This window comes from Sphingobium chungbukense, from assembly GCF_001005725.1.
In the GTDB taxonomy this organism is placed as follows: domain Bacteria; phylum Pseudomonadota; class Alphaproteobacteria; order Sphingomonadales; family Sphingomonadaceae; genus Sphingobium; species Sphingobium chungbukense.
In genome coordinates this window covers 46595-71149 of record NZ_LBIC01000004.1, presented here as the reverse complement: position 1 = coordinate 71149, position 24555 = coordinate 46595, and the positions used below count along the sequence as shown (strand labels likewise).

Below are 24555 nucleotides of genomic sequence, written 5' to 3'. Positions count from 1 at the left end.
CCTGAAGCGCGGCATTTTCATGCCCGATCCGTCGGCTCACTTCCAGCGTGTCTCGTTCAGAAATTCTTTGCGATTGTCGTGCAATGTGACGGCATGTCGGATTTTCTTACAATCACTGTAAGGCGATCCGGCCATCTGTCCGCCCGCGGGGCGCAGCGGGAACGCGCGACGAATGATAAGATTGTTCAAACATTATGTGCCGCATGCGGTGCTGTTGCTCGGCCTGCTGGATTGCATGCTGCTGATCGGCGCGGCGGAGGGCGGCTGGATCTTGCGCGCGCACCAGATCGGCATGGATGTCGATCCCGTCATGACCCGCATCGGGCCGTTGGCCAGCTTCGCCGTGTCTATCCAGACGGCCATGATCGCCGTCGGCGTCTACGGTACGGAGGCCCTGCAATCGATTCGCTATGCCCTCGCGCGCCTGTTGGTGGCGATTTCGCTGGGCGTGCTGTTCCTGTCGGTCATGCATTTCGTTCTGCCGGACATCACGCTCTGGCGGTCCAACTCGCTCTATGCCATGGGCCTGGCGATCGGCCTGTTGCTGACGATCCGCCTCTTGCTGGGGTCGATGCTGGGCGGTGAGGCCTTCAAGCGCAGGCTCGTCGTGCTGGGCGCGGGCAACCGCGCCCATCGCATCCGGGAGATCGAGGAACGCAAGGGTTCGGGCTTCCTCGTCGTCGGCTATATCGCCATGAACGACGGCGCGCAGGTGATCCCCGAAGCGATCAACCGCAACGCCATCTACAATCTGGCCGATTTCGTCGTGCGTCTGGGCGCAAGCGAGGTCGTGCTGGCACTGGAGGAACGCCGCAACGCCCTGCCGCTGTCCGACCTGCTGCGGATCAAGACCACCGGCGTCCATGTGAACGAAATCTCCACCTTCCTGGAGCGGGAGACGGGGCGCGTCGACCTGGACAGCGTGAACCCGAGCTGGCTGATCTTTTCCGACGGTTTTTCCGCCGGCCGGCGCCTCTCCAGCATTGCCAAGCGATTGTTCGACATCGTCGCCAGTTCGATCCTGCTGTTGTTGACCGGCCCGGTCATCCTGCTCGCGGCGCTTCTGGTGAAACTCACCAGCAAGGGCCCGGCTTTCTACCGCCAGCAGCGCGTCGGCCTGTTCGGCGAGGAATTCTGGATCGTGAAGTTGCGCACCATGCGGCAGGATGCGGAACTGTCCGGCCAGGCGGTCTGGGCGGAGAAGGACGATCCGCGCATCACGCGTCTGGGCTATTGGCTGCGCAAGCTGCGCATCGACGAATTGCCCCAGACCTGGACGGTGCTGAAAGGAGAGATGAGCTTCGTCGGCCCGCGTCCCGAACGCCGCCAGTTCGTCGAGGATCTGGAACAGCATCTGCGCTATTATGCCGAGCGCCATATGGTGAAGCCCGGCATCACCGGCTGGGCACAGATCAACTATCCCTATGGCGCTTCGATCGAGGATGCCCGGCACAAGCTGGAATATGACCTCTATTATGCCAAGAATTACACGCCCTTCCTGGATCTCCTGATCCTCATCCAGACGCTGCGGGTCATCCTCTGGCCCGAAGGCGCGCGCTGAGGGAGGCGGGCGATGGGCACGTTGCTGCAATTTATCGGGGACTGGGGGCACGCGCTGGCGGCGGTGCTGTTCGCGGCGCTCGGCATCTTCATCCTGCGCCGCCGCGACGAGGCGCCGGAACAGCGCCTGCTGGCCGCCGCGCTGCTGCTCACATCCTGCTGGTCGCTCTATGTGTCGTTCGGCGGGGTGGACAAGCCGCTGACCGGCATCGGCGAGAATATCCGCAACGCTGCCTGGCTGCTGCTGCTGTTCGTCATGCTGCGGCAGGGGACGGCGGGACGAGCGGGATCGCTGGTGGCGATCGGTTCGGTCTATGCCGCGGTGGCGGGCCTGCTCCTGCTCCAGACCTTCACCGACATCATCTGGCGGCAACTGCCGACGGCGAGCGATCTGCACCGCGCTCTCATCCATGTCTCGCTGGTGCTGCACATGATGACCGCGATCGGTGGCCTGATGCTGGTCCATCATCTTTACATCAGCTGGCCCGCGCAGGATCGAGGGCGGGTCGCGCTGCTGCTGGGCGCGCTGGCGGCGATGTGGACCTATGACCTCAACCTCTATGCCATCGCCACCTTCGCGATGCACCGCGCGAATGAACTTTACGCCCTGCGCGGACCGATGATGGCCTTGCTCGCCCCGGTCATCGGCGCGGGTCTCCGCAACGACATGGCGGGGCGGTTGCAATTGTCGCGCACGCTGGCCCTGAAATCGCTCTCGCTGGCGGCGGTGGCGCTTTACGGCGTGGTGCTGGTGGCGGCGGCGGTGTTGCTGGAACTGGTTGCTGGTCCCTACGCCCGGCTGGTCGAGATCGGCTGTGTCTTCTTCATGGCGGTCAGCGCGCTGGTGCTGTTGCCCTCCCGCCGCCTGCGCGCCTTCTGGAAAGTGCAGGTGGCCAAGCATTTCTTCCAGCATCGCTACGATTATCGCACCGAATGGATGCGTTTCGGCGACACCATAGGGCGCCCCGGAGACAATGCCATGCCGCTCGGTGAGCGAGTGGCGAAGGCGGTGGCCGACATTACCGATTCCCCGGCCGCCATCCTGATGCTGCGGGCCGAGGATGGCGCGCTGGCTTTCGAAACGCAGTGGAACTGGACCGGCGAACTGCCCGATGGCGCCGTGGTCCCCGCGCCGCTCGCGCTGCTGATCGAGCAGAGCGGCTGGATCATCGATGTCGACCGCCCGCCGAGCGGCGCGGGAGAGGTCGTTGCGCCGGGCTGGATGAGCGAGGAGCGTCGTGCCTGGGCGCTGGTGCCGCTGATCCATTTCAACCGGCTGATCGGGGCGATCCTGCTGGCCCGGCCGCCGATCGACCGGCGGCTGGACTGGGAGGATTTCGACATGCTGCGCGCCGCCGGACGGCAGGCCGCCAGCTATCTGAGCGAGGCGCAGGGCCAGCAGGCGCTGGACGATGCCCAGCGGTTCGAGGAGTTCAACCGCCGCTTCGCCTTCATCATCCACGACGTCAAGAATCTGGTGAGCCAGCTTTCCCTGCTTGCCCGGAATGCGGAGCGTCATGCCGACAATCCCGATTTCCGCGCCGACATGGTGCTGACGCTCCAGGAATCCGTGGGCAAGATGAACGATATGCTTGCCCGCCTGTCGCAGCATAACAAGGGCAGGGTGGAAGAACCGCGTCCCATGGCGCTGGACGAGGTGACGCGGCAGGTCGCGCGTACCCGATCGCGTCAGCATCCGATCAGTGTCACGGGGGAAGCGCCCTTGGCCCTGGCCGATCCGGCGCGGGTGGAACAGATATTGATACACCTGCTCCAGAACGCCATCGATGCCAGCGCATCCGGCAGTCCTGTGGAATTGCGGCTCTCGACGGACGGCGAGGACGCGTTGATCGCCGTGATCGATCAGGGCCGGGGCATGACCGCCGAATTCATCCGCCGCGATCTGTTCAAGCCCTTCTCGTCCAGCAAGGCGGGGGGCTTCGGCATCGGCGCGTTCGAGGCGCGCGCGCTGGCCCAGGCCATGGGCGGCCGGATCGATGTGGAAAGCAGGCCCGGCATGGGGAGCCGGTTCACGTTGCGCCTGCCATTGGCGCGGACGGACATTGACAGGGGGAAGGCCGCCTGATGAGCGACACGCGACCGAAATTGCTGATCGTCGAGGACGATCCGGGCCTCCAGCGGCAATTGCGCTGGGCCTATGAGGAATATCAGCTCTTCATCGCGGGCGACCGCGAGGAGGCGATCGAGATGCTGCGCGAGCAGGCGCCCGACGTGGTGACGCTGGACCTCGGCCTACCGCCCGATCCCGACGGCACCAGCGAGGGTTTCGCCACGCTGGCCGAGATATTGCGGATCAAGCCCGACACGAAGGTCATCGTTGCTTCCGGCCATGGCGCGCGGGAAAGCGCGCTCCATGCCATTTCCGGCGGCGCCTATGATTTCTACCAGAAGCCGGTCGACATCGACGAACTGGGGCTGATCGTCCGCCGCGCCTTCCATGTCCATGCGTTGGAGAAGGAAAATGCGCGGCTGGCTGAAACCGCGCCGGAGAGCGGGCGGGTGCTGGGGCGGCTGATCACTGCCGCGCCGGAGATGATGAAGGTCGCCCGCACGATAGAGCGCGTGGCGGGTGCGGACGTTTCCGTGCTGTTGCTGGGCGCGAGCGGCACGGGCAAGGAATTGCTGGCGCAGGGCCTGCATGATGCCAGCCCGCGGCGTGAGGGGGCCTTCGTCGCGATCAACTGCGCGGCGATACCCGAAACGCTGCTGGAAGCCGAACTGTTCGGGCATGAGAAGGGGGCCTTCACCGGGGCGATCAAGACCACGCCCGGCAAGATCGAGCTGGCGCAGGGCGGCACATTGTTCCTCGATGAAGTAGGTGACATTCCGCTGGCCTTGCAGGTGAAACTGCTCCGCTTCCTTCAGGAACGCGTCATCGAGCGGATCGGCGGGCGCCAGCCGATCCAGGTCGACACCCGGATCGTCTGCGCCACGCACCAGAATCTGGAAGACATGATCGCGGCTGGGACTTTCCGCGAGGATCTCTATTACCGTCTGGCCGAGATCGTCGTGCGCATTCCCGCGCTCAAGGACCGGCCCGGCGACCCGGCGCTGCTGGCGCGGCATTTCCTCCATCGCTTCGCCAAGGACATGAACCCGCAGGTCAAGGGCCTGGCGCCCGATGCGCTGGCCGCGCTCGACAGCTGGGGCTGGCCGGGCAATGTGCGCGAACTGGAAAACCGCATGAAGCGCGCCGTCATCATGGCCGACGGCAAGCATGTGACCGCCGCCGACCTGGATCTGGACGGCGATCGCACCGAGGGTGGGGATATGGTGAACCTCAAGGCCGCCCGGGAAATGGCTGACCGCCGCGCCATCCGCCGGGCCATTGCGCGGACCGACGGCAATATTTCCGGCGCTGCCAAGATTCTCGGGATCAGTCGCCCGACGCTCTACGATCTGCTCAAACAGTATCAGATGCAGAATTGAGGGCGGCCATCCGACATATCCTCTTCCGGCCCGATCCGCTCATGCTCCGGAATATCAGGCCCGTTGCATGTCCAGATCGGCGACATCGATCCCCAGCCGCCTGATCTGTTCGGCTACTGGCGGCCACACCGTGTCCAGGAATTTGGCCCGCTCCATCTCACGCAGCCGCCTCGTGGCGCCATCCGCGACGAACATGCCGACACCGCGCTTCACCACCACCAGTTCGTCATCCTGGAAACATTGATAGGCCTTGGCCACCGTCAGCGGATTGGCCCCCTGCTGCGCGGCCAGTGCGCGGACCGAGGGGAGCATGTCGCCATCGCGAAACGCCCCGTCCAAGATGGAGGCGGCGATGATCTCACGCAGGCGGAGATAGACGGGCTTGGAGTCGTCGGCCATAGTGCTTCAGTGACATAATACAGCCATTCGGGTCAAGGCTGGGAGTTTCTCAACGGGACGCTAACCGCGTAACTATCTGTCCCAGATGGAAACTACATTATCATATTCTGGCCGTGGCCGTTCTTCTTGCGCTTTGCCCGGCGTGCCGATGAAAACGAAGCCGGCGATCCGTTCATCCCCCCGCGCGAAGGCGGCGCGGACATCTTCATTATAGGCGGGCCAGCCGGTCAGCCATCCGCCCGCAAAGCCCAGCGCATGGGTAGCGTGCAGCAGGTTCATGATCGCCGCGCCGGCGGACAGTTCCTGTTCCCAGACCGGAATCTTGCTGCCCGCGACCGGCGCGGAAAGGGCGACGATCAAGGCGGGGGCCTGATGCGCGAACTGGCGCATCGCTTCGATCTCCAACCGTCCAGCGTCAGGCTTTTCGGTGCGATAGGCGCTTTCCAGCAGATCGGCGAGCGCGTCGCGCCGCTCCGACGGGACGATGACGAAGCGCCACGGCGCCAGCTTGCCATGATCGGGGGTGCGCAGCGCGACATCCAATATCGCGCGCAGCTGGCCCGCATCGGGGCCGGGTGCTACCAGGTCGCGGGGCTTGCCGGAACGGCGGGTCTGGAGGAGCGAGAGTGGGGAACGGAGATCGTTGAACATGGCGGACCAGATGGCTTGCCGCGGGACCGGACGCAAGTGCGCGGCCCTTCTTTGACAGATGAATAATTTCCGCTCTAGGCTGTGGGCATAGCGGGCAGCTTCGCGGCCCGACGATCAAATCGAATAAAAGGGGCCTGAATGGCGACCTCCGTTTCAAACGTGGCCGGGGAGGGGAAGACCTGGCTCGGCCATCCCCGCGGCCTGTTCCTGCTGTTTTTCGTGGAGATGTGGGAGCGCTTCTCCTTCTACGGTATGCGCGCGCTGCTGATCTTCTACCTGACGCAGCATTTCCTCTTTTCCGACAGCGACGCCTCCTATGCCTATGGCGCCTATATGTCGCTGATCTACATCTCGCCGCTGATGGGCGGCTATCTGGCCGACCGCTATCTGGGGCAGCGCAAGGCGGTGCTGTTCGGCGGGATCGTGATTGCCGTCGGTCATCTGATCCTGGGAATGGAAAGCGACGATGCGGGCGCGATGGGTCTTGGGCTCTTCTGGCTCGGCCTGGCGACGGTGATCACCGGCACGGGCTTCCTCAAATCCAGCGCGTCGGCGCTGGTGGGACAGCTCTATCCGCGCGACGACATGCGGCGCGACCCGGCCTATACGATCTTCTACATGGGCATCAATCTGGGCGCGACCATCGGCCCGGTGATCTGCGGCTATCTCGGCCAGACATGGGGCTGGCACTGGGGTTTCGGCGCCGCGTCGGTCGGCATGATCGCGGGCGTCATCGGTTTCACGCTCAGCAAGCCGCTGTTGCAGGGCAAGGGCGAGCCGCCCGATCCCGATCGTCTGGCCCAGCGCGTCGGCGGGATCATCCCCCGCGAATGGCTGGTCTATCTTTCCAGTCTTGCGTCCATCGCACTGTGCTGGTTCCTCATCCAGCAGCATGTGATCGTCGGCTGGATGCTGGCGGTCGCGAGCGTGGCGGTGGTGCTCTACATCCTGTGGGAAGCCTTTGGCCGGATGGAACGGATCGGGCGCGACCGGATGCTGGCGGCGCTGTTCCTGCTGGTCATCAATCCGATCTTCTGGGGCCTGTACGAGCAGACCGGATCGTCGCTCAGCCTCTTTACGGACCGTTACACGAACCGGCACATATTGGGCTTCAACGTTCCCGCCTCGATGTTCCAGTCGGTCAACGCCGCCTATATCCTGATGTTCGGACCCGTGATCGCTGCGCTCTGGATATGGCTGGCGAAGCGGGGATGGGAACCGTCGACCCCGGCAAAATTCGGCATCGCCATCGCGCTGGTCGGCGCGGGCTTCCTGATCCTGGTCGCCGGAACGGGCGCGCCCGGCACGCTGACTCCAGTGCTGTTCATCTTCCTCCTCTATCTGTGCCACACCATCGGCGAATTGTGCCTGTCGCCGGTCGGGCTGTCCGCCATGTCGACGTTGGCGCCGTCGCGCATGATCGGGCTGATGATGGGCATCTGGTTCCTCGCCATGGCGCTGGGCGAATATGCCGCCGGGCTGATCTCTGCCGCGACCGGAGGCGAGGGCGGGGCGGCCAGCCGTGACGACGTGCTGGCGGTCTATGGCAGCATCGGCTGGTGGTCGGTCGGCATCGGCATCGCCGTGATGGCCGCTGCGCCGCTGGTCAAGCGGTTGATGCACATCGGGCAGGCGCGATAAGGTGAAAGGGGAGCGGCGTTACCGCGTCGCCCCCCAGATGTCGTCGGCGCGGATGAAGCCCTTTTGTCCGCCCACATCGAACCCGCACCAGCCCTTGCCGCAGGAGGAAATCCGCCCGACCACGCCCCGTTGCGCGCGAAAGACGGTGCGGGCCTCCTCATTGGCGGATTCCCGCATCGGCGCGATCTCGGCGGTGACGATGGCGGTCGGCGCGTCGCTCAAAAGCCGGACGTGCATCCAGCCCTGCGTTCCGGTGGAATCCTCGACCTTGCGCCACAGGCCCAGCACCTGAACCACCTTCACCGGCAGGTCGCGGCGGCGATAGACCCAGTTGGAGGGGTAATCCAGGCTGGGGCCGACGCGCATCCGGGCCTCGTCATGGCTGAGGGAGGCCCAGTAAGGCACCGGCTTGACCGGGTTCGCCCCCGCGCCGCCGCTCAGGCAAATGGCGGCGATCAGCCCCGCGCCCAGCAAATAGCCCTTCATGTTCCCATATTCCCCAAGCCGAACGATACTGCATTTATAGACGCCGGGCGGCAGCCCCGACAACCGCTCTTATGCCAGGCCCGCGCCGCGGCGGAGCGTCGCCAGGTCGTGATGCGTCAGCATCGCAGCGACTTGGCGGTATAAGCGCTTGACCATCGCGCCTGTGAAGCATAGCGGCCGGATATGGCCAAGAAACCGCGCCCCGCCACGCCGCGCGTCATCGTCACGCGCCGCCTGCCTCCCAATGTGGAGGCGCGCATGGCCGATCTGTTCGACACCGTCTTCAACATCGGCGACGTTCCGATGGACCGCGCCGCGCTGACCCGCGTCATGGCACAATGCGACGTGCTGGTGCCTGCCGTCACCGACCAGATCGACGCCGCGCTGATCGAGGCGGCGCCGGAACGGCTGCAACTGATCGCCAGCTTCGGCAGTGGTGTCGATCATATCGACCTCGCCGCCGCGCGGAAGAAGGGGATCATCGTCACCAATACCCCGGGCGTGTTGACCGAGGATACGGCCGACATGACGATGGCGCTGATCCTGTCGGTGCCGCGCCGCCTGGCCGAGGGGGAGAAGCTGGTGCGATCCGGCGCCTGGACCGGCTGGAGCCCGTCCGGCATGCTCGGCCATCGCATCGGCGGCAAGAAGCTGGGGATCATCGGCATGGGCCGCATCGGCCGGGCGGTAGCCCGGCGGGCGGCGGCGTTCGGCCTCTCCATCGCCTATCACAACCGCCATCGCCTGCCCTTCGAGGTCGAGCAGGAACTGGAGGCGCATTGGTATCCGGACCTGGACTCGCTGCTGGCGGCCAGCGACATCGTGTCGATCCACTGTCCGCTCAATGCCGATAGCCGGGGGATGATCGATGCGCGGCGGATCGCGCTCATGCGGTCGGACGCCTATCTGATCAATACCTCCCGCGCGGAGATCACCGACGAACCGGCGCTGATCACGGCGCTGGCGGAAGGGCGGATCGCGGGGGCGGGGCTCGACGTCTATACCCATGAACCGGCGATCGACCCGCGTTTGCTGGAACTCTCCAACGTCGTGTTGCTGCCGCATATGGGGTCCGCCACGTTCGAGGGGCGCGACGCGACCGGCGCGCGGGTGATCGCCAATATCCGTAGCTGGGTGGACGGGCATCGTCCGCCCAATCAGGTGCTGGAAGGCTGGGTCTGACATGCAAGGCCTTTCCGGCCAGTTTCTGGCCTGGAGGCCCGCGCATCGGCAAATCACACATCGCAACTTCGCAGATGTTTATCACCGTCCCGCTAGAGCGCGCTGCGTTAAATCGTACGCAAGACGCCCGTTCTAAGTTTTTGTTTTCGCATCGTTTTAAGCGTAAAACCGTTTCCCACTTTTGCGCACGATGCTCTAGCCGGAACCCCACTGCCTCACCATCCGTTGGAATATGCGGGTCTTTCAACGGAAGGAGTGTCGCATGATCCGTCTGGCCATCATTTCGCTCGTGATTGCCGCTGTCCTGGCCATATTGGGCTTTGGCGGCGCGGCGGGCGCCTTTGTCGGTATCGCCAAATTCCTGTTCGTGTTGGCGATCGCGCTGTTCCTGATCTTCCTGGTGCTCGGCCTGCTGGCTGGCAAGGGTATCAGGAATGCGATAGACTGACCGTCCATGACATGGATCGGCATCACTGAGATAGGCGCTGGAGTGGACGAAACCGGCCGGCTGATACGCGATGAAGCCGGCTTCCTGCTCCAGCGTGATCTCGGCGGCATCTTCCGACTGGTGCTGCTGCGCGTGCCTGTCGACCATGTCGAAAAGCGGGTCAGGGTACGGGGATTTTATGCCGGCGAGGGCATAGTGGAGGTCGAAGGGGTGGCCGCTGCCTGACCGGGCTGCGGCCCTGCGTGTATCAGGATCGCATTTGCCTCACGGATTGAACGAATCGCGCGGATCATAGGACGGCATGACGTCATGCGTGCGCACGAAACGGGCGCATGCGCCGAATCCGCGATTATTCTCGAGCGGCAATGCGGTTTCGCAATAGGCGCATTCCGCCATCAACCGGCCGACCATCCACTGGCTGCGGCCGCAACTGGGGCAGTGATTGGCTTCCCCCGGATGATAGTGAATGATGTAACCCCTTAAGGCCGGGTCAAAAGACTTGCCGGTAGCGAGGCTCGAAACTGGGCGCATCGTCTCTTCCTCCTCAGACATATATTCTCGGCATCGGCGCGAAAGTGCACGAGACCCGATCACGCCTGCATTGATGCAACGACGACAGTCAGAGCGAGCGACCCATTTTCATCTCTGTGTAGCCCGCTCCTTAAACCAGAACGCGGCTGCCACCCAATGTATCCCGCGTCGAATGACCGCGTCTACAAGAAAGATTCGAAGGAATGTCCCATTTTCGCGCCTTCGCATTTGACTTGGGGCGTGCAGGCGCTATGGCGGCGCGCATCGGGACATATCCGCTTCGGCCGTGAGTTGGGGCGCATCCCGCCACCTTGCCGTCCGGTATTTTTTCGCCGTCCGGCGAGCCCCTGGTGGAATAGCGTCATCCTGCCTCCTCCTGGCCGGGCCACTGCGAGGAGACGCACGACTCATGACCGCCATCGGACAGGACACCCTTGGAACGCGCGACATCTTGAATGTCGGCGGCAAGGACATTGCCTATTATTCGCTGAAGAAGGCCGCCGCCAAGCTGGGCGACGTTTCGCGCCTGCCCTTCTCGATGAAGGTGCTGCTGGAAAACCTGCTCCGCTTCGAGGACGGCGTGACCGTCACCACCGAGGACGTGAAGGCGATCGTCGACTGGCAGAATGACAAGGGCAAGGCCGAACGCGAGATCCAGTATCGTCCCGCCCGCGTGCTGCTACAGGACTTCACCGGCGTTCCCTGCGTCGTCGACCTGGCCGCCATGCGCGACGCGATGAACGCGCTGGGCGCCGACGCCAACAAGATCAACCCGCAGGTTCCCGTCCACCTCGTCATCGACCACTCAGTCATGGTCGACGAATTCGGCACGCCCAAGGCGTTCGAACAGAATGTGGAAATCGAATATCAGCGCAACATGGAACGCTATGACTTCCTGAAGTGGGGTTCCAAGTCGCTCGCCAACTTCTACGCCGTTCCCCCGGGCACCGGCATCTGCCACCAGGTGAATCTGGAAAATATCGCGCAGGCCGTCTGGTCGAGCGAAGGCCCCGACGGCGTCACCGTCGCCTATCCCGACACCTGCGTCGGTACCGACAGCCACACCACCATGGTCAACGGCCTGGGCGTGCTGGGCTGGGGCGTCGGCGGGATCGAGGCTGAAGCCGCGATGCTCGGCCAGCCCGTCTCGATGCTGATCCCCGAAGTCGTCGGCTTCCGCTTCACCGGCACGCTGAAGGAAGGCGTCACCGCCACCGACCTCGTGCTTACCTGCACCCAGATGCTGCGCGCCAAGGGCGTGGTCGGCCGCTTCGTCGAATATTTCGGCCCCGGCCTTGCCTCGCTGTCGCTGGCCGACCGCGCGACGCTCGCCAACATGGCGCCGGAATATGGCGCGACCTGCGGCTTCTTCGGCATCGACGACAAGACGCTGGACTATATGCGCCTGACCGGCCGCACCGAAGAAAATATCGCGCTGGTCGAAGCCTATGCCAAGGAGCAGGGCTTCTGGATCGACCCCGCCGTCGAACCCGTCTTCACCGACACGCTGGAACTGGACCTCGGCACCGTCGTCCCCAGCCTGGCCGGTCCCAAGCGCCCGCAGGACCGCGTCGCGCTGCCGGAAGTCGATGACGTGTTCAACGCCGACATGGCCAACACCTACAAGAAGGCGCAGCAGCGCGTTCCGGTCGAAGGCAAGGATTTCGACATTGGCGACGGCGACGTCACCATTGCCGCGATCACCAGCTGCACCAACACGTCGAACCCCGGCGTTCTGGTCGCCGCCGGTCTCGTCGCCAAGAAGGCGAACGAACTCGGCCTGAAGCCCAAGCCCTGGGTCAAGACCTCGCTCGCCCCCGGTAGCCAAGTCGTCACCGACTATCTGGAGAAGGCCGGTCTTCAGTCGCACCTCGACGCCATCGGCTTCAACCTGGTCGGCTATGGCTGCACCACCTGCATCGGCAACTCCGGCCCGCTGGCCGAACCGATCAGCAAGGCGATCAACGACAACGGCCTGGTCGCCGCCGCCGTGATCTCGGGCAACCGCAACTTCGAAGGCCGCGTGTCGCCGGACGTTCGCGCGAACTTCCTCGCCTCGCCGCCGCTGGTCGTCGCCTACGCCCTCAAGGGCACGGTGATCGAGGATTTCATCACCACCCCGATCGGCAAGAGCAAGGACGGCCAGGACGTGTTCCTGAAGGATATCTGGCCGACCAATGACGAAGTCGCCACCACCATGGCGGGCTGCATGGACCGCCAGATGTTCCAGGCGCGCTACGCCAATGTCTACAAGGGCGATGCGCACTGGCAGGCGATCGACGTCACGGGTTCGGACACCTACAAGTGGCGCGCCGGTTCGACCTATGTCGCCAACCCGCCCTATTTCGAGGGGCTGTCCATGACCCCGGCGCCGGTCACCGACATCATCGAAGCCAAGCCGTTGGCGATCTTCGGCGATTCGATCACAACCGACCACATCTCGCCGGCCGGCTCGATCAAGGCGTCTTCGCCCGCGGGCAAATGGCTGAGCGAGCATCAGGTCAGCCAGGCCGACTTCAACAGCTATGGTTCGCGCCGTGGCCATCACGAAGTCATGATGCGCGGCACCTTCGCCAATATCCGCATCAAGAATCTGATGCTGGACGGCGTCGAAGGCGGCATGACCCGCTATGAAGGCGAAGTCATGCCGATCTACGACGCGGCGATGAAGCACAAGGCGGACGGCACGTCGCTGGTCGTCATCGGCGGCAAGGAATATGGCACCGGCTCGTCGCGCGACTGGGCGGCGAAGGGCACCAACCTGCTCGGAGTCCGTTCGGTCATCGTCGAAAGCTTCGAGCGTATCCACCGTTCGAACCTGGTCGGCATGGGCGTGCTGCCGCTCCAGTTCAAGGACGGCGAGAACAAGGACACGCTGGGCCTGACGGGCGACGAGACCTTCACCATCCAGAATGTGTCGGGTCTCAAGCCCCGCCAGGACGTGGACGTGATCGTGAAGCGCGCCGACGGCTCGACCTTCACCTTCACCGCGCTGTGCCGCATCGATACCGTCAACGAACTGGATTACTTCCTGAACGGCGGCATCCTTCAATATGTGCTGCGCAAGCTGGCCGCTTGATCGGCTGACAGGCTGAGTTGGAGGAAAAAGGGCCGTCTCCTAAAGAGGAGGCGGCCCTTTTCTTGTGGGGGACGATGTGCCGATCCTTGTCGAAATCGCTGGCTGGCTGGGCGCGATATTGGTGCTGGGCGCCTATATGCTGGTGTCGAGCGGGCGCGTGTCGGGCAAGTCCGCGCTGTTCCAGGGGATGAATGCGTTGGGCTCGGCGCTCTTCATCCTCAACACCTGGTGGCACGGCGCCATTCCCTCGATGGTACTCAACATCGTCTGGCTGGGTATCGGCATCGCGGCACTGGCCCGCATCGTCCGCCTGGGTCGCGCGGGGCGATAGGAGGAATATCGCCGCCTCAAGAAAGGCTGGGGTAGCGGCCCGGGCTTCCAATGGCTACCAACGCGGTAGAGATGAAAAAAGCGCTGATCGTCCGTCATGTGCCGCGCGAAGGAGCGGCGGGGTATCTCCAGCCGATCGAGGCCGCAGGCTTTGAGATCGAACGGATCGACGTCGCCAGTCCCGATTTCCTGGATGCCGACCTTAGCACGCCCGACCTGCTGATCATGATGGGCGGGCCGATGGGCGTCTATGAGCAGCATATCCACCCCTGGATTCCGCACCAGATCGAGAAGCTCGCCGCCCGGCTGGAGCAGGACCTGCCGACGCTGGGCGTGTGCCTGGGCAGTCAGATGATCGCGGCGGCGCTGGGTGCCCGCGTCTATCCCGGCGGCCATATGGAATTGGGCTTTGCGCCAGTCACGCTGAACGGGACGGGCGTCGATTCCCCGCTTCGCCATTTGCGGGATGTTCCCGTCCTGCACTGGCACAGCGACACATTCGATCTACCCGCTGGCGTGGACCTGCTCGCCTCGACCGAAAATTACGCGCATCAGGCCTTCCGCCGCGGGCGGAACCTGCTGGCGCTCCAGTTTCACGCCGAAATGGGGGAGGACCCCCGCTTCGAGGATTGGCTCACGCATTTCTGGGCCGATCTCGATATGGCGAAGCAATGCGACATTGCGCTGCGGCAGGACCATGCCGATCACGGTCCCGGCGCGGTCGCGGCGGGCCGGGCAATGATCGGGGAATGGCTGGCGGGCCTGGAATCCTAGAGCATCGTGCGGAAAAGTGGGAACCGGTTTTGCGCTTAAAACGATGCGACAACAAAAACTTAGAGCGCGCGGCTTGCGTACGATTTAACGCAGCGCGCTCTAGGGCAGCGCCTTGCTCTAAAATTCGACTTCCAATTCCTCGACCTCGTCCTTTTCCTTGCGCGCGGCGTCGATCCATTCGCGCATCAAGGGCCAGTCGTTGCTGAAATTGCAATAAGCTGCCGATTTGGCCGACAGCGGCACGGCGTAACTCAGGAAACGCTGCGCTACCGGCGCGAACATGGCATCGGCGACGGTCGGCTTCTCCCCGAACAGCCAGGGGCCGCCATAGGCATCCAGGCATTCGGTCCAAATCTCCTCGATCCGCTCGATATCCTGTTTCGCGCCCGAAAAGACCGGGAATTTCTCATGCCGGACCTTGAGGTTCATCGGCAGGGCGGATCGCAGGTTGATGAAACCCGAATGAATCTCACCCGACACCGACCGGCAATGGGCGCGGGCGATGCGATCGTCCGGATAGAGCCCGGCATGGGGGTAAAGCTCATGCAGATATTCCGCAATTGCGAGCGTATCCCACACGCTCGCCCCCTCATGGGTCAGGCGCGGGACCAGCACGGAGGGGGACAAAAGCAGCAATTCCGCCCGGTTTTCGGGATCGTCGAGCGCGATCGTCTTTTCCGCCACCTGCAATCCGGCAAGGCGGCACAACAGCCATCCGCGCAGGGACCAAGAGGAATAAGTCTTGCTGGAAATGGTCAATTCCGCGTCGGCCATGGCAAATCCTCCCGCTTTATCCTACTTTTCCATCAATCATGATGCGGTGCAATATGGAAAACCTGTATAGACCTATAATGATGGTCGAATCGGGACCGAACGAGATCAGGGCGCGTTTGATTAGATGAAGATGCTGTACAGTGGCTATCAGGCGTGGAACGACATGCTGGCTCCGGCCCGGTTCGGGGCACAGATCGCATTGTCTTTCAGGGATAAAATGGGCCCCGTGGCGGATTGGGCGATGCCCCGCCGCATGTTTGCCATGATGGATGTGTTCCAGGGCGCGAAGCTGACCCATCGCCGTCCCGCCTATGCGATTCGCCCGGTCGAAACGGGCAATGCGCTGGTTCCGGTGCGGGAGGAAGTGGCGCTGGACATGCCCTTCGGCAATCTGCTGCACTTTGCCAAGGACGATGTGGAGACCGCCCAGCCGAAGGTTCTGGTGGTGGCGCCGATGTCCGGCCATTTCGCGACCCTGCTGCGCAACACGGTGCAGACGCTGCTCCGCGACCACGACGTCTATATCACCGATTGGAAGAATGCGCGCGACGTGCCGCTCAGCGCCGGCCGTTTCGGCTTCGACGACTATGTCGACTATATCATGACCTTCATGCAGGAGCTGGGGCCGGGTTCGCACCTCGTCTCCGTCTGCCAGCCCTGCGTGCCCGCCATGGCGGCGGTGTCGATCATGTCGGAGGACAAGGACCCCGCCACGCCGCGCTCCATGACCCTGATGGGTGGTCCGATCGACACGCGCGCCGCGCCCACGGTCGTCAACGAACTCGCCAATGAACAGACGCTGGAATGGTTCGAGGACAATTTGATCAGCATGGTGCCGATGCGCTATGCGGGCCGGGGACGGCGGGTCTATCCGGGTTTTCTGCAGCTTTCGGCGTTCATGTCGATGAACATGGACCGCCATGGTGCCGCGCATCGCGAACTGTATCAGCTCTTGGCCGACGGCAAGCAGGTGGAAGCCGACAGGATCAAGACATTCTACGAGGAATATTTCGCGGTCCTGGACATGACCGCGGAATTCTACCTCGAAACCGTGGACAAGGTATTCCAGCGCACCCTCCTGGCGAAGGGCGAACTCACCTATCGCGGGCGCAAGGTCAATCCGGGTGCGATCCGCAACACCGCGTTGCTGACGGTCGAGGGTGAGAAGGACGATGTCTGTGCCGTGGGTCAGACGGCGGCGGCCCATGCGCTCTGCACGGGTTTGCGTCCGCATCTCAAGCGCCATCACCTCCAGCCCGGCGTCGGCCATTATGGCGTGTTTTCAGGCAGCAAATGGGAAAAGCAGGTCTATCCGCAGGTGCGGAACATGATCCTGGCGATGAACTGAGCCTGCCCGGGCATTCGGGGGAAGACGGACCTCCCCCCTTTCGTCACCCAGGGCAAGCCGGGGGTGACGAGGGCGATCACGGCTGCAAGCCGCTAAATCCGCTATTCTATTTCTCCAACGCATATTGAACGGTCAGCGTCACCGAAGACCCGACCTGTCCCGGCTCGACCGGGGTGGCGGGGGCGGCATCGGCCTTGAACCGCGCGGCCGCCATCATCGGCATGGGTGGCTGGCCGCCGCTGTTGCTCTCTGCCAGCGACACCAGCCGGGCCGAGCGATAGCCGGCCGCCTGCGCATAGAAATCCGCCTGCGCCTTGGCGCTCTTGAGCGCCGCCGCCCGTGCCTGCGCCAGCATCGGCGCGGGATCGCTGATCGAGAAGCTCGGCCCGTTCACATTGGTCGCGCCCGCCTCGACCATGGTGTCGAGCAGCGTTCCCACCTTCTTGATGTCGCGCAGCTTCACCGAAAGCTGGTTCGACGCCTCATAGCCGATGAAGCGCGGTCCCGACGGCTGGCCGTCGCGATTGCTGTAATCATATTGCGCGCTCAGATTGATCCCGCTGGTCTGGACATCCTTCTTCGGGATGCCCGCCTTCACCAGCGCAGCGATCAGCTTGTCCATCTGTACCGCATTGTCGCGCATCGCCTGGGCGGCGGTCTGCGCGCGGGTCTGGACCCCGGTGCCGACGGTCGCCATGTCCGGCGCCGCTTCGACGGTTTCCGTAACGTTCAGCGTCACGACGGGAGCGGTTTCGGCAATGGTGACACTGGTCTGCGCCACAGCCGAAACGGGCAGGGCGGCGCCGAGAGCCATCAGGGCAAGCATTGATTTCACGGGGCTTTCTCCTCAAAAAGCGATGCAGGTCTATTGTGACGGCTGCGATGAATGGACGCTGACATGCGTTGAAAGCCGTCAGACAGATTCCGGTTCCCCCTCCTGCCGCGAACCGCCGATCGCTCTTTCGTTTTCCGCATTTTTCCGGCCGTCACCTGTTCCACCCGACTTGAAAATGCTCTAGCTGCACGCCCATGGCGGCTCCCATTCTCTCCTTCGAAAATCTTGGCCTCTCGCAGGGCACCCACTGGCTGTTCCGCAATCTCGACATTTTCGTCGGGGAGAGGGACAGGCTGGCGCTGATCGGCCGCAACGGCGCGGGCAAGACCACGTTGCTGAAGCTCATTGCCGGGCAGATCGAACCGGATGAGGGCACCCGGTCGGTCCGGCCTGGCGCGCGGGTCATCATGCTGGAGCAGGACCCCGACGTCGGCAGCTTCGCCACGCTGCGCGATTTCGCGTTGGCGGGCCAGTTCGCGCCGCCCGCCCATGAGGTGGAGGCCATTGCCAGCCAGCTAGGCACCGACCTCAATCGCGAGGCCGCGACCGCTTCGGGGGGCGAGCGTCGCCGCGCCGCCATCGCCCGCGCCCTGGCGAGCGAACCCGACCTGCTGCTGCTCGACGAACCGACCAACCATCTCGACATCGACGCGATCGACTGGCTGGAGGGCTGGCTCAGCCGCTATAATGGCGCCTTCATCGTGATCAGTCACGACCGCGCCTTCCTGACCCGCCTGACGCGCCAGACGCTGTGGCTCGACCGGGGCGGCATCCGCCGCAACGAGATCGGCTTCGGCGGTTTCGAGGAATGGATGGAAGCCGTCTATGCCGAAGAGGCCCGCGCCGCCGAAAAGCTTGACGCCAAGCTCAAGATCGAGGCCCACTGGCTGGAACGCGGTGTCACCGCCCGGCGCAAGCGCAACCAGGGCCGCCTTGCCAAATTGTGGGAGATGCGCGCCCAGCGCGCCGCCATGGTCGGGCCGCAGGGCGTTGCGAAGATTGCCGTCGCCAGCGACGACAACAAGACGAAAAGCGTCATCACCGCCGAGCATGTCACCAAGCAGTTCGGCGAGCGCACGGTCATCAAGGATTTCTCCCTGCGCATCCAGCGCGGCGACCGCATCGGTATCGTCGGCGGCAATGGCGCGGGCAAGACCACGCTGTTGAAGCTCCTCACCGGCGAACTCGCGCCCGACGCGGGGCAAGTCAAACAGGCCAAGTCGCTCGACATGATCTTCATCGACCAGCAGCGCAGCCTGATGCAGCCCGACAAGCGGGTGAGGGATGTGCTGGCCGAAGGCGGCGACTGGATCGACGTGCGCGGCGTGCGCAAGCATGTCCACGGCTATCTCAAGGAATTCCTCTTCGATCCCTCGCTGGCCGAGGCGAGGGTGGGGACGCTGTCCGGCGGCGAACGCTCCCGGCTCCTGTTCGCCCGCGAATTCGCCCGCGAATCGAACCTGCTGGTACTGGACGAGCCGACCAACGATCTCGATCTCGAAACGCTCGACCTGCTCCAGGAGGTGATCGCCGACTATGAGGGCACGGTCCTGATCGTCAGCCACGACCGCGATTTTCTCGACCGCACCGTCACCGTGACGCTGGGGCTGGACGGCTCCGGCACGATCGACGTGATCGTCGGCGGCTATGCCGACTGGGTTGCCAAGCGCCAGCCGAAGAACGCGCCAAGGCAGGAGAAGAAGACCGCCGCGCCGCCGCCGCAAAAGACCGCCGCGACGAAGCTCAGCTACAAGGACCAGCGCGACTTCGATCTGATCCCTAAGCAAATCGAGTCGATCGAGGCCGCCATCGCCCGCGACGAAGAGGCGTTGGCCGATCCCAATCTCTACAGTCGCGACCCGAAGAAATTCGATGCTCTCACAAAGGCGATCGAAAAGGCCCGCGCCGAAAAGGACGCGGCGGAGGAACGCTGGCTCGAACTGGCGGAAAGGGCCGAAGGGCTGGGTGCCTAGAAGGCCTTGCGCCAATCGTCTCATCTGATAGCCAAGGCAGCAAGTCAGGGGGAAGCGGATGGAACAGTCCACGGCGACGCAGGATGATGACGTGATCGACGGCCATCATGCGGTCCATTATGTGAACCGAGTCGGCTGGCTGCGCGCCGCCGTGCTGGGCGCGAATGACGGCATCGTCTCGACCGCCAGCCTGCTCACGGGCATCGCGGCTTCCGGGGCGGCGCCCTCGACGATCCTTCTTTCCGGCACGGCGGCGCTGGTGGCGGGCGCCATGTCGATGGCGGCGGGCGAATATGTTTCCGTCAGCGCCCAATCCGATACCGAACGTGCCGACCTGGCCAAGGAAAAGAAGGCTTTGGCCCAACAACCTCATGTGGAGTGGGAGGAGTTGCGCAACATCTATGTCGATCGCGGCCTGACCCCTGATTTGGCGGGGCAAGTGGCGACGCAACTCATGAATATCGATGCGCTGGCTGCCCATGCGCGCGATGAACTGGGCATTTCGGACATCAGCACCGCGCGCCCGGTTCAGGCCGCGTTTACATCCGCGGCGACCTTTTCCGCCGGCGCCGTCGCACCACTGTTGGCGGCGGTCGCATATCCTTCCCATGCGCTTGTAGCTGTAGCGGTTACGTCGTTGGTTTGCCTTGCCATATTGGGTTATGTCGGTGCGCGGCTCGGCGGCGGGGGGATCGTCCGTGCCGTCGCACGCGTCGTTTTCTGGGGCGTGTTCGCGATGCTGGCGACATCCGGCGTGGGCAAGCTTTTCGGCGCAGCCATATGACGGCAGAAGCCGCCGCCTATCTCCAAGGAGTGACAAGATGACCGATATCCAGCAAATCCCGCTCAAGACCATCAAGGGTGCCGACGCCAGCCTCGCCGACTATGCGGGAAAGGTGGTGCTGGCGGTCAACGTCGCGTCCAAATGCGGCTTGACCCCGCAATATGAGGGCCTTGAAAAGCTCTACCGCGATTACAAGGACCAGGGCCTGGTCGTCGCCGGTTTCCCCGCCAACGATTTCGGCGCGCAGGAACCGGGCAGCAATGACGAGATCGCGACCTTCTGTACCACCAATTTCGGCGTCGATTTCCCGATGTTCGAAAAGATCGTCGTGACCGGTCCGGAAAAGCACCCGCTCTATGCTGCCCTCACCAGTGCCCGGCCCGAAGCGCAGGGCGACGGCGCCGCCTTCCGCGAAAAGCTGCAAGGCTATGGCATCACGCCCAATCCCGAGCCGGAAGTCCTGTGGAATTTCGAGAAGTTCGTGATCGCGAAGGACGGCAGCGTTGCGGCCCGCTTCGCGCCCACTACCGCGCCCGATGACGCCGCGCTGATCGCCGCCATCGAGGCCGAACTGGCGAAATGATGGGGAGGGCCGCCATTCTCCCCGACCGGAATGGCGGCGCTCACCGTTCGTGCCTGATCCTCGGCGGGCGCGGCTGACGGGCGCCTATTCGATCCCATGCTGCCACCCGCCATCGCCTTTCATCAGATCGGCCCGGTCCTCGAAACATTGAGCATCGTCGGCACTTTCGTGTTCGCCGCCTCGGGCGCGCTCGCTGCCGCGCGGTTGCGCCAGACGCTCGTGACTTTCGCCTTCTTCGCGCTGGTGACGGGGGTGGGGGGCGGAACGGTCCGCGATCTGCTGATCGGTGCCCCGGTGTTCTGGGTCCATGATGCAATGCCCGCGATTGCCTGCATGATCGCGGCATTGCTCATCTGGTTCACGCCGCGCCGCTGGTGGAGCGACCGCGCGCTCGACTGGCTCGATGCGATCGGTCTTGCCGCCTTCGCCGTCTACGGCGCGGCCAAGGCGATGAGCTACGGCATTCCGCCCCTCGTCGCGGCGATGATGGGCGTCGTCACCGGTTGCGTCGGCGGTATCATGCGTGACCTGCTGGCGCACGAACCGTCGATCCTGCTGCGTCCGGAGCTTTATGTGACGGCTGCGGCGCTCGCGTCGGGTCTGTTCGTCTGCCTGCGCTGGTGGGGACTGGACGTACCGGTCGCCGGCCTGATCGCTGCGTTTCTGGGATTTCTGCTCCGCGCTGTCGCAATCTGGCGCGGCCTTGGATTGCCACATTATAAGCGAGCGGGGGACTGAGGCAATTGTCGGCTTTGGGGGACTTCCGCTCCCCGCTTCGTCACCCGGATCAAGCCCGGGATGACGAGAATGGCGATGCCGGAACCGTCAGTCCGGCCGCGTCCATATCCAGGTTCCGCCGACCATGGCGGCTCCAACCGGAATCAGGAACCACGGGAAGGGCGAGAACAGCAGCGCCATCACCACGCTGAATGCAAAGGCTGCCAGAGCGGCTTTCTTCCCCCGCCGGCTGATCGCGCCCTTTTCCCGCCATCGCCGGATATGCGGCCCGAAATGACGATGCTCCAGCAGCCGGGCTTCCATCGCCGGACTGGATCGGGCAAAGCAGAAGGCAGCCAGGATCATGAACGGCACAGTGGGCAGCAACGGTAAAAAGGCCCCGATCGCTCCCAGGCCCAGCGAAAGAAAGCCGCAGGCAAGATAGATATGCCGCCGCATCAGGCCGAAGGCAGCCGTAGCCGGACCAGCACACCGCCCAGATCCTCGCTTTCCTCCAGCGCGACCGACCCGCCATAGATTTCCGCGACATCCCGCACGATGGCGAGGCCAAGACCCGTACCCGGCTTGCCCGAATCAAGCCTGACACCCCGGTCGAAGATGCGCGTGCGATCGGCTTGGGCTATGCCCATGCCGTCATCCTCGACCAGGATTTCGACCATGGCGCCCCTGCGCCCGACCGTCGCGAACACGCTGCCGCCGCCATATTTCGCGGCATTCTCGATCAGATTGCCCAGCATTTCGTCCAAATCCTGCCGCTCGACCCGGACGGCGGCGTCCTTCACGCCATCCATGTCGATCCGCACATCCGGATAGAGCCGCCGTACCGCGCGTTCGACCGCGTCGAGGCTGGGCCAGACCTCCGCCCGGCTCTGTGCCGCGCCGCGCCGCCCCACGGCGCGGGCGCGGGCGAGGTGATGGTCGACCTGCCGCCGCATCGTCGTTGCCTCACGGATCACCGTATCGCCAAGGTCGGGCGATTGCGCGGTCGCGGCGTTCATGATCACCGTCAGCGGCGTCTTGAGCGCATGGGCAAGGTTGCCCGCATGGGTCCGCGCCTCCTCCGCCTGCCGCTCATTATGGGCGAGCAGCGCGTTCAGTTCCTCGACCATCGGCAGCACCTCGGCGGGCATGGGTTCGGTGACCCGGTTCTTCTCGCCCGCCCGCATCCGCACGATCTCGTGCCGCACCTTGCGCAATGGCCGAAGGCCATAAATGGTCTGAAGCGTCGCCAGCACGATCAATCCCAGCGCCAGAAGCGCGAAGCTTTCGAACAGCGTCGATCGCAGCGTCTTGATCTGCGCGTCCAGTCCTTCGCGGGCCTGGGCCACCATGAACATCCAGCGTGTGTTCGATCCCGGCAGGACGATGCTGCGCTCCAATATCCGCAGATCCTCGCCGGGAAACTGGTTGCTGTCATAGATATGGGGCGCATCGTCCTGATGCTCCGGCTTCACCCTGAGCGCCCGGTCCCATAGCGACCGCGACCGCCAATCCTCATGCCCCTTGCCGCTGATCTGATAGTAGAGGCCGCTATTGGGTTCCAGAAAACGCTGGTCGGCGGGTTCGCGATTGAACAGCACCTCGCCGTCCGGCCCGATTTCCGCCGATGCGATCATGGCGGTCAGCACATAGTTCATGCCATCGTCGAAATTGCGTGTGATCGCGTCCGAAAGCACGCGATCCAAGGCCAGCCCGCCGCCCAGCAGCAGCAGGCTGATCCACAGCGCTGCGATGCCGATCATGCGGCGGCTGAGCGATCCGGTGGATCGAACCGAAGCAGGGGCGTGGGGATCGGTCATCGCGGGCGCCGGAACCTCGGCCCCGATTACCGTCCCGGTTCGTCGAGGCTGTAGCCAAGGCCCCGGATCGTCGTGATGACGTCCGCGCCCAGCTTCTTGCGGATGCGCGTCACGAACACCTCGATCGTATTCGAATCACGATCGAAATCCTGATCGTAAATATGTTCGATGAGTTCGGTGCGGCTCACCACCTTGCCCTTGTGGTGGAGCAGATAGGACAGCAGCTTATATTCCTGCGCGGTCAGCTTCACCGGCTCGCCCTTCAGCGTCACCTTGCCCGACCGGGTGTCCAGCCGCACGTCGCCCGCCGTCAATTCGCTCGACGCATTGCCCGATGCGCGGCGGATCAGTGCGCGCAACCGGGCGATCAGTTCCTCGCTCTGGAACGGCTTGGCCAGATAATCGTCCGCGCCCGCGTCCAGCCCCGCCACCTTGTCCGACCAGCTGTCGCGCGCCGTCAGCACCAGCACCGGAAAACTGCGGCCTTCCTTGCGCCAGCGGTCCAGCACGGTCAGCCCGTCGATGGTCGGCAGGCCCAGGTCCAGCACCACCGCGTCGTAGCTTTCGGTCGCGCCCAGAAAATGCCCGTCCTCACCATCATCGGCCAGGTCCACGGCATAACCCGCGCCCTCCAGCGTATTGCGGAGCTGTTGCCCGAGGCTAGGTTCATCTTCGACGATCAGCAGACGCATATGGCCCCGTTTCTCTTGTTATGCCGGAAGCGCGCCCTCAGCGCGCCCAGCCGATTATATCGCCTGTGCGACCGTCCGCATCAACCCATACCACCTTGCCGTCCTTCACATATTTCAGGCGGTAGCGGTTGGAGGAGGGGTTGAATTCGCTGCCCAGATAGGTTGCGCCGCCCATGGCGGCATCGACCCGACGCTTGATGACGGAAAAGGGCATGACCTGCCCGTCCAGCATCGCGCGGCGCGCGGCATCCTGCTCGTCGCGCTGGCTGCCGGCATAAGCAGCGGGATTTGCGGCGAAAAGCGCCGCCATGGCTCCCAGCCCTGCTATCAGTCTGAACCACATCATTCGCATGACCTTGGCATAGCCGCGCAGCATTGAACAGGTGGTGAATGGCGATGAAGGATGGTTTCCCGCCGTTCCCATTCGTCATTCCGGACTTGATCCGGGGCGCGCGCTTCCTTTTGCACCCCGCGCCGACCCAGGGCCGCGCGGTCGCG

At 64.0% G+C, this 24555-nt stretch carries 25 protein-coding genes; 15 read left to right on the top strand and 10 right to left on the bottom strand.

Annotated features, from left to right (window positions below):
• Window positions 1–172 precede the first annotated feature (172 nt).
• Genes YP76_RS09585 through prsR form a run of 3 tightly spaced genes read left to right on the top strand, consistent with a single transcriptional unit; the run spans window position 173 to window position 5010 of the window.
• Window positions 173–1561, top strand: a complete 1389-nt coding sequence (locus YP76_RS09585; protein WP_046763391.1) for a TIGR03013 family XrtA/PEP-CTERM system glycosyltransferase — start codon at window positions 173–175, stop codon at window positions 1559–1561.
• Between the two features lie 12 nt (window positions 1562–1573).
• Window positions 1574–3646 (top strand): XrtA/PEP-CTERM system histidine kinase PrsK, encoded by a 2073-nt coding sequence (gene prsK, locus YP76_RS09580; protein ID WP_046763390.1) that lies wholly within the window; start codon window positions 1574–1576, stop codon window positions 3644–3646.
• Window positions 3646–5010, top strand: a complete 1365-nt coding sequence (gene prsR / locus YP76_RS09575; protein WP_046763389.1) for a PEP-CTERM-box response regulator transcription factor — start codon at window positions 3646–3648, stop codon at window positions 5008–5010. Before prsK ends, prsR begins: the two co-directional genes overlap by 1 nt.
• Window positions 5011–5064: 54 nt before the next feature.
• Here prsR and YP76_RS09570 read toward each other — a convergent pair whose 3' ends face one another.
• On the bottom strand, window positions 5065–5409 hold the full coding sequence (locus tag YP76_RS09570; RefSeq protein WP_046763388.1) for a GntR family transcriptional regulator: 345 nt from the start codon (window positions 5407–5409) through the stop codon (window positions 5065–5067).
• A gap of 72 nt (window positions 5410–5481) precedes the next feature.
• The gene (locus YP76_RS09565; protein WP_046763667.1) at window positions 5482–6060 is read right to left on the bottom strand and encodes a nitroreductase family protein; all 579 of its coding nucleotides are present in this window, start codon (window positions 6058–6060) and stop codon (window positions 5482–5484) included.
• A gap of 138 nt (window positions 6061–6198) precedes the next feature.
• Between YP76_RS09565 and YP76_RS09560 the strand changes: the two genes are divergently transcribed.
• Window positions 6199–7701, top strand: a complete 1503-nt coding sequence (locus YP76_RS09560; protein ID WP_046763387.1) for a peptide MFS transporter — start codon at window positions 6199–6201, stop codon at window positions 7699–7701.
• Window positions 7702–7719: 18 nt separating this feature from the next.
• On the opposite strand, the gene YP76_RS09555 is transcribed toward YP76_RS09560, so the two are convergent.
• Window positions 7720–8187: an SH3 domain-containing protein gene (locus YP76_RS09555; protein WP_046763386.1), complete on the bottom strand. Its 468-nt coding sequence runs from the start codon at window positions 8185–8187 to the stop codon at window positions 7720–7722.
• A gap of 183 nt (window positions 8188–8370) precedes the next feature.
• Here YP76_RS09555 and YP76_RS09550 point away from each other — a divergent pair, with 183 nt between their 5' ends.
• From YP76_RS09550 to YP76_RS09540, 3 genes are all read left to right on the top strand, one after another.
• Window positions 8371–9369, top strand: a complete 999-nt coding sequence (locus tag YP76_RS09550) for a 2-hydroxyacid dehydrogenase (protein WP_046763385.1) — start codon at window positions 8371–8373, stop codon at window positions 9367–9369.
• A 262-nt stretch (window positions 9370–9631) separates the two neighbouring features.
• Window positions 9632–9817 carry a DUF1328 domain-containing protein gene (locus YP76_RS09545; protein ID WP_046763384.1) on the top strand — a complete coding sequence of 62 codons (186 nt, stop codon included), beginning with the start codon at window positions 9632–9634 and terminating at the stop codon, window positions 9815–9817.
• A gap of 6 nt (window positions 9818–9823) precedes the next feature.
• Window positions 9824–10042, top strand: a complete 219-nt coding sequence (locus YP76_RS09540; protein ID WP_232307497.1) for a DUF5818 domain-containing protein — start codon at window positions 9824–9826, stop codon at window positions 10040–10042.
• Window positions 10043–10081: 39 nt separating this feature from the next.
• On the opposite strand, the gene YP76_RS09535 is transcribed toward YP76_RS09540, so the two are convergent.
• The gene (locus tag YP76_RS09535) at window positions 10082–10348 is read right to left on the bottom strand and encodes a hypothetical protein (RefSeq protein ID WP_046763383.1); all 267 of its coding nucleotides are present in this window, start codon (window positions 10346–10348) and stop codon (window positions 10082–10084) included.
• A gap of 409 nt (window positions 10349–10757) precedes the next feature.
• Here YP76_RS09535 and acnA point away from each other — a divergent pair, with 409 nt between their 5' ends.
• From acnA to YP76_RS09520, 3 genes are all read left to right on the top strand, one after another.
• Window positions 10758–13427 (top strand): aconitate hydratase AcnA, encoded by a 2670-nt coding sequence (gene acnA / locus YP76_RS09530; RefSeq protein ID WP_046763382.1) that lies wholly within the window; start codon window positions 10758–10760, stop codon window positions 13425–13427.
• A gap of 76 nt (window positions 13428–13503) precedes the next feature.
• Window positions 13504–13758 (top strand): CBU_0592 family membrane protein, encoded by a 255-nt coding sequence (locus YP76_RS09525; protein WP_046763665.1) that lies wholly within the window; start codon window positions 13504–13506, stop codon window positions 13756–13758.
• A gap of 71 nt (window positions 13759–13829) precedes the next feature.
• On the top strand, window positions 13830–14531 hold the full coding sequence (locus YP76_RS09520) for a glutamine amidotransferase (protein ID WP_046763664.1): 702 nt from the start codon (window positions 13830–13832) through the stop codon (window positions 14529–14531).
• 117 nt (window positions 14532–14648) lie between these two features.
• On the opposite strand, the gene YP76_RS09515 is transcribed toward YP76_RS09520, so the two are convergent.
• On the bottom strand, window positions 14649–15305 hold the full coding sequence (locus tag YP76_RS09515) for a glutathione S-transferase (RefSeq protein ID WP_046763381.1): 657 nt from the start codon (window positions 15303–15305) through the stop codon (window positions 14649–14651).
• Window positions 15306–15429: 124 nt separating this feature from the next.
• Here YP76_RS09515 and YP76_RS09510 point away from each other — a divergent pair, with 124 nt between their 5' ends.
• Window positions 15430–16653, top strand: a complete 1224-nt coding sequence (locus tag YP76_RS09510) for a polyhydroxyalkanoate depolymerase (RefSeq protein WP_046763380.1) — start codon at window positions 15430–15432, stop codon at window positions 16651–16653.
• Between the two features lie 106 nt (window positions 16654–16759).
• Here YP76_RS09510 and YP76_RS09505 read toward each other — a convergent pair whose 3' ends face one another.
• Window positions 16760–17488: an SIMPL domain-containing protein gene (locus tag YP76_RS09505; protein WP_046763379.1), complete on the bottom strand. Its 729-nt coding sequence runs from the start codon at window positions 17486–17488 to the stop codon at window positions 16760–16762.
• Between the two features lie 194 nt (window positions 17489–17682).
• On the opposite strand from YP76_RS09505, the gene YP76_RS09500 reads away from it, so the two are divergent.
• The 4 genes from YP76_RS09500 to YP76_RS09485 all read left to right on the top strand — a co-directional run bounded on the left by YP76_RS09500 (window position 17683) and on the right by YP76_RS09485 (window position 21566).
• Entirely contained in the window at window positions 17683–19461 is a 1779-nt protein-coding gene (locus YP76_RS09500) for an ABC-F family ATP-binding cassette domain-containing protein (RefSeq protein ID WP_046763378.1), read from the top strand.
• Window positions 19462–19519: 58 nt separating this feature from the next.
• Complete coding sequence (locus YP76_RS09495) at window positions 19520–20245, top strand: VIT1/CCC1 transporter family protein (protein WP_046763377.1); 726 nt, start codon at window positions 19520–19522, stop codon at window positions 20243–20245.
• 37 nt (window positions 20246–20282) lie between these two features.
• Window positions 20283–20828, top strand: a complete 546-nt coding sequence (locus YP76_RS09490) for a glutathione peroxidase (protein WP_046763376.1) — start codon at window positions 20283–20285, stop codon at window positions 20826–20828.
• Window positions 20829–20924: 96 nt separating this feature from the next.
• Window positions 20925–21566, top strand: coding sequence for a trimeric intracellular cation channel family protein (locus YP76_RS09485; protein ID WP_046763375.1), 642 nt, complete (start codon window positions 20925–20927; stop codon window positions 21564–21566).
• A gap of 87 nt (window positions 21567–21653) precedes the next feature.
• Here the strand turns inward: YP76_RS09485 and YP76_RS09480 are convergent, their stop codons facing one another.
• The 4 genes from YP76_RS09480 to YP76_RS09465 all read right to left on the bottom strand — a co-directional run bounded on the left by YP76_RS09480 (window position 21654) and on the right by YP76_RS09465 (window position 24433).
• On the bottom strand, window positions 21654–22004 hold the full coding sequence (locus YP76_RS09480; RefSeq protein ID WP_046763374.1) for a YbaN family protein: 351 nt from the start codon (window positions 22002–22004) through the stop codon (window positions 21654–21656).
• Entirely contained in the window at window positions 22004–23308 is a 1305-nt protein-coding gene (locus tag YP76_RS09475) for a sensor histidine kinase (RefSeq protein ID WP_084733096.1), read from the bottom strand. The genes YP76_RS09480 and YP76_RS09475 overlap by 1 nt, the downstream gene beginning before the upstream one ends.
• 83 nt (window positions 23309–23391) lie before the next feature.
• Window positions 23392–24057 (bottom strand): response regulator transcription factor, encoded by a 666-nt coding sequence (locus tag YP76_RS09470; RefSeq protein WP_044662519.1) that lies wholly within the window; start codon window positions 24055–24057, stop codon window positions 23392–23394.
• A 37-nt stretch (window positions 24058–24094) separates the two neighbouring features.
• Window positions 24095–24433, bottom strand: coding sequence for a hypothetical protein (locus tag YP76_RS09465; protein WP_046763372.1), 339 nt, complete (start codon window positions 24431–24433; stop codon window positions 24095–24097).
• Window positions 24434–24555 lie beyond the last annotated feature (122 nt).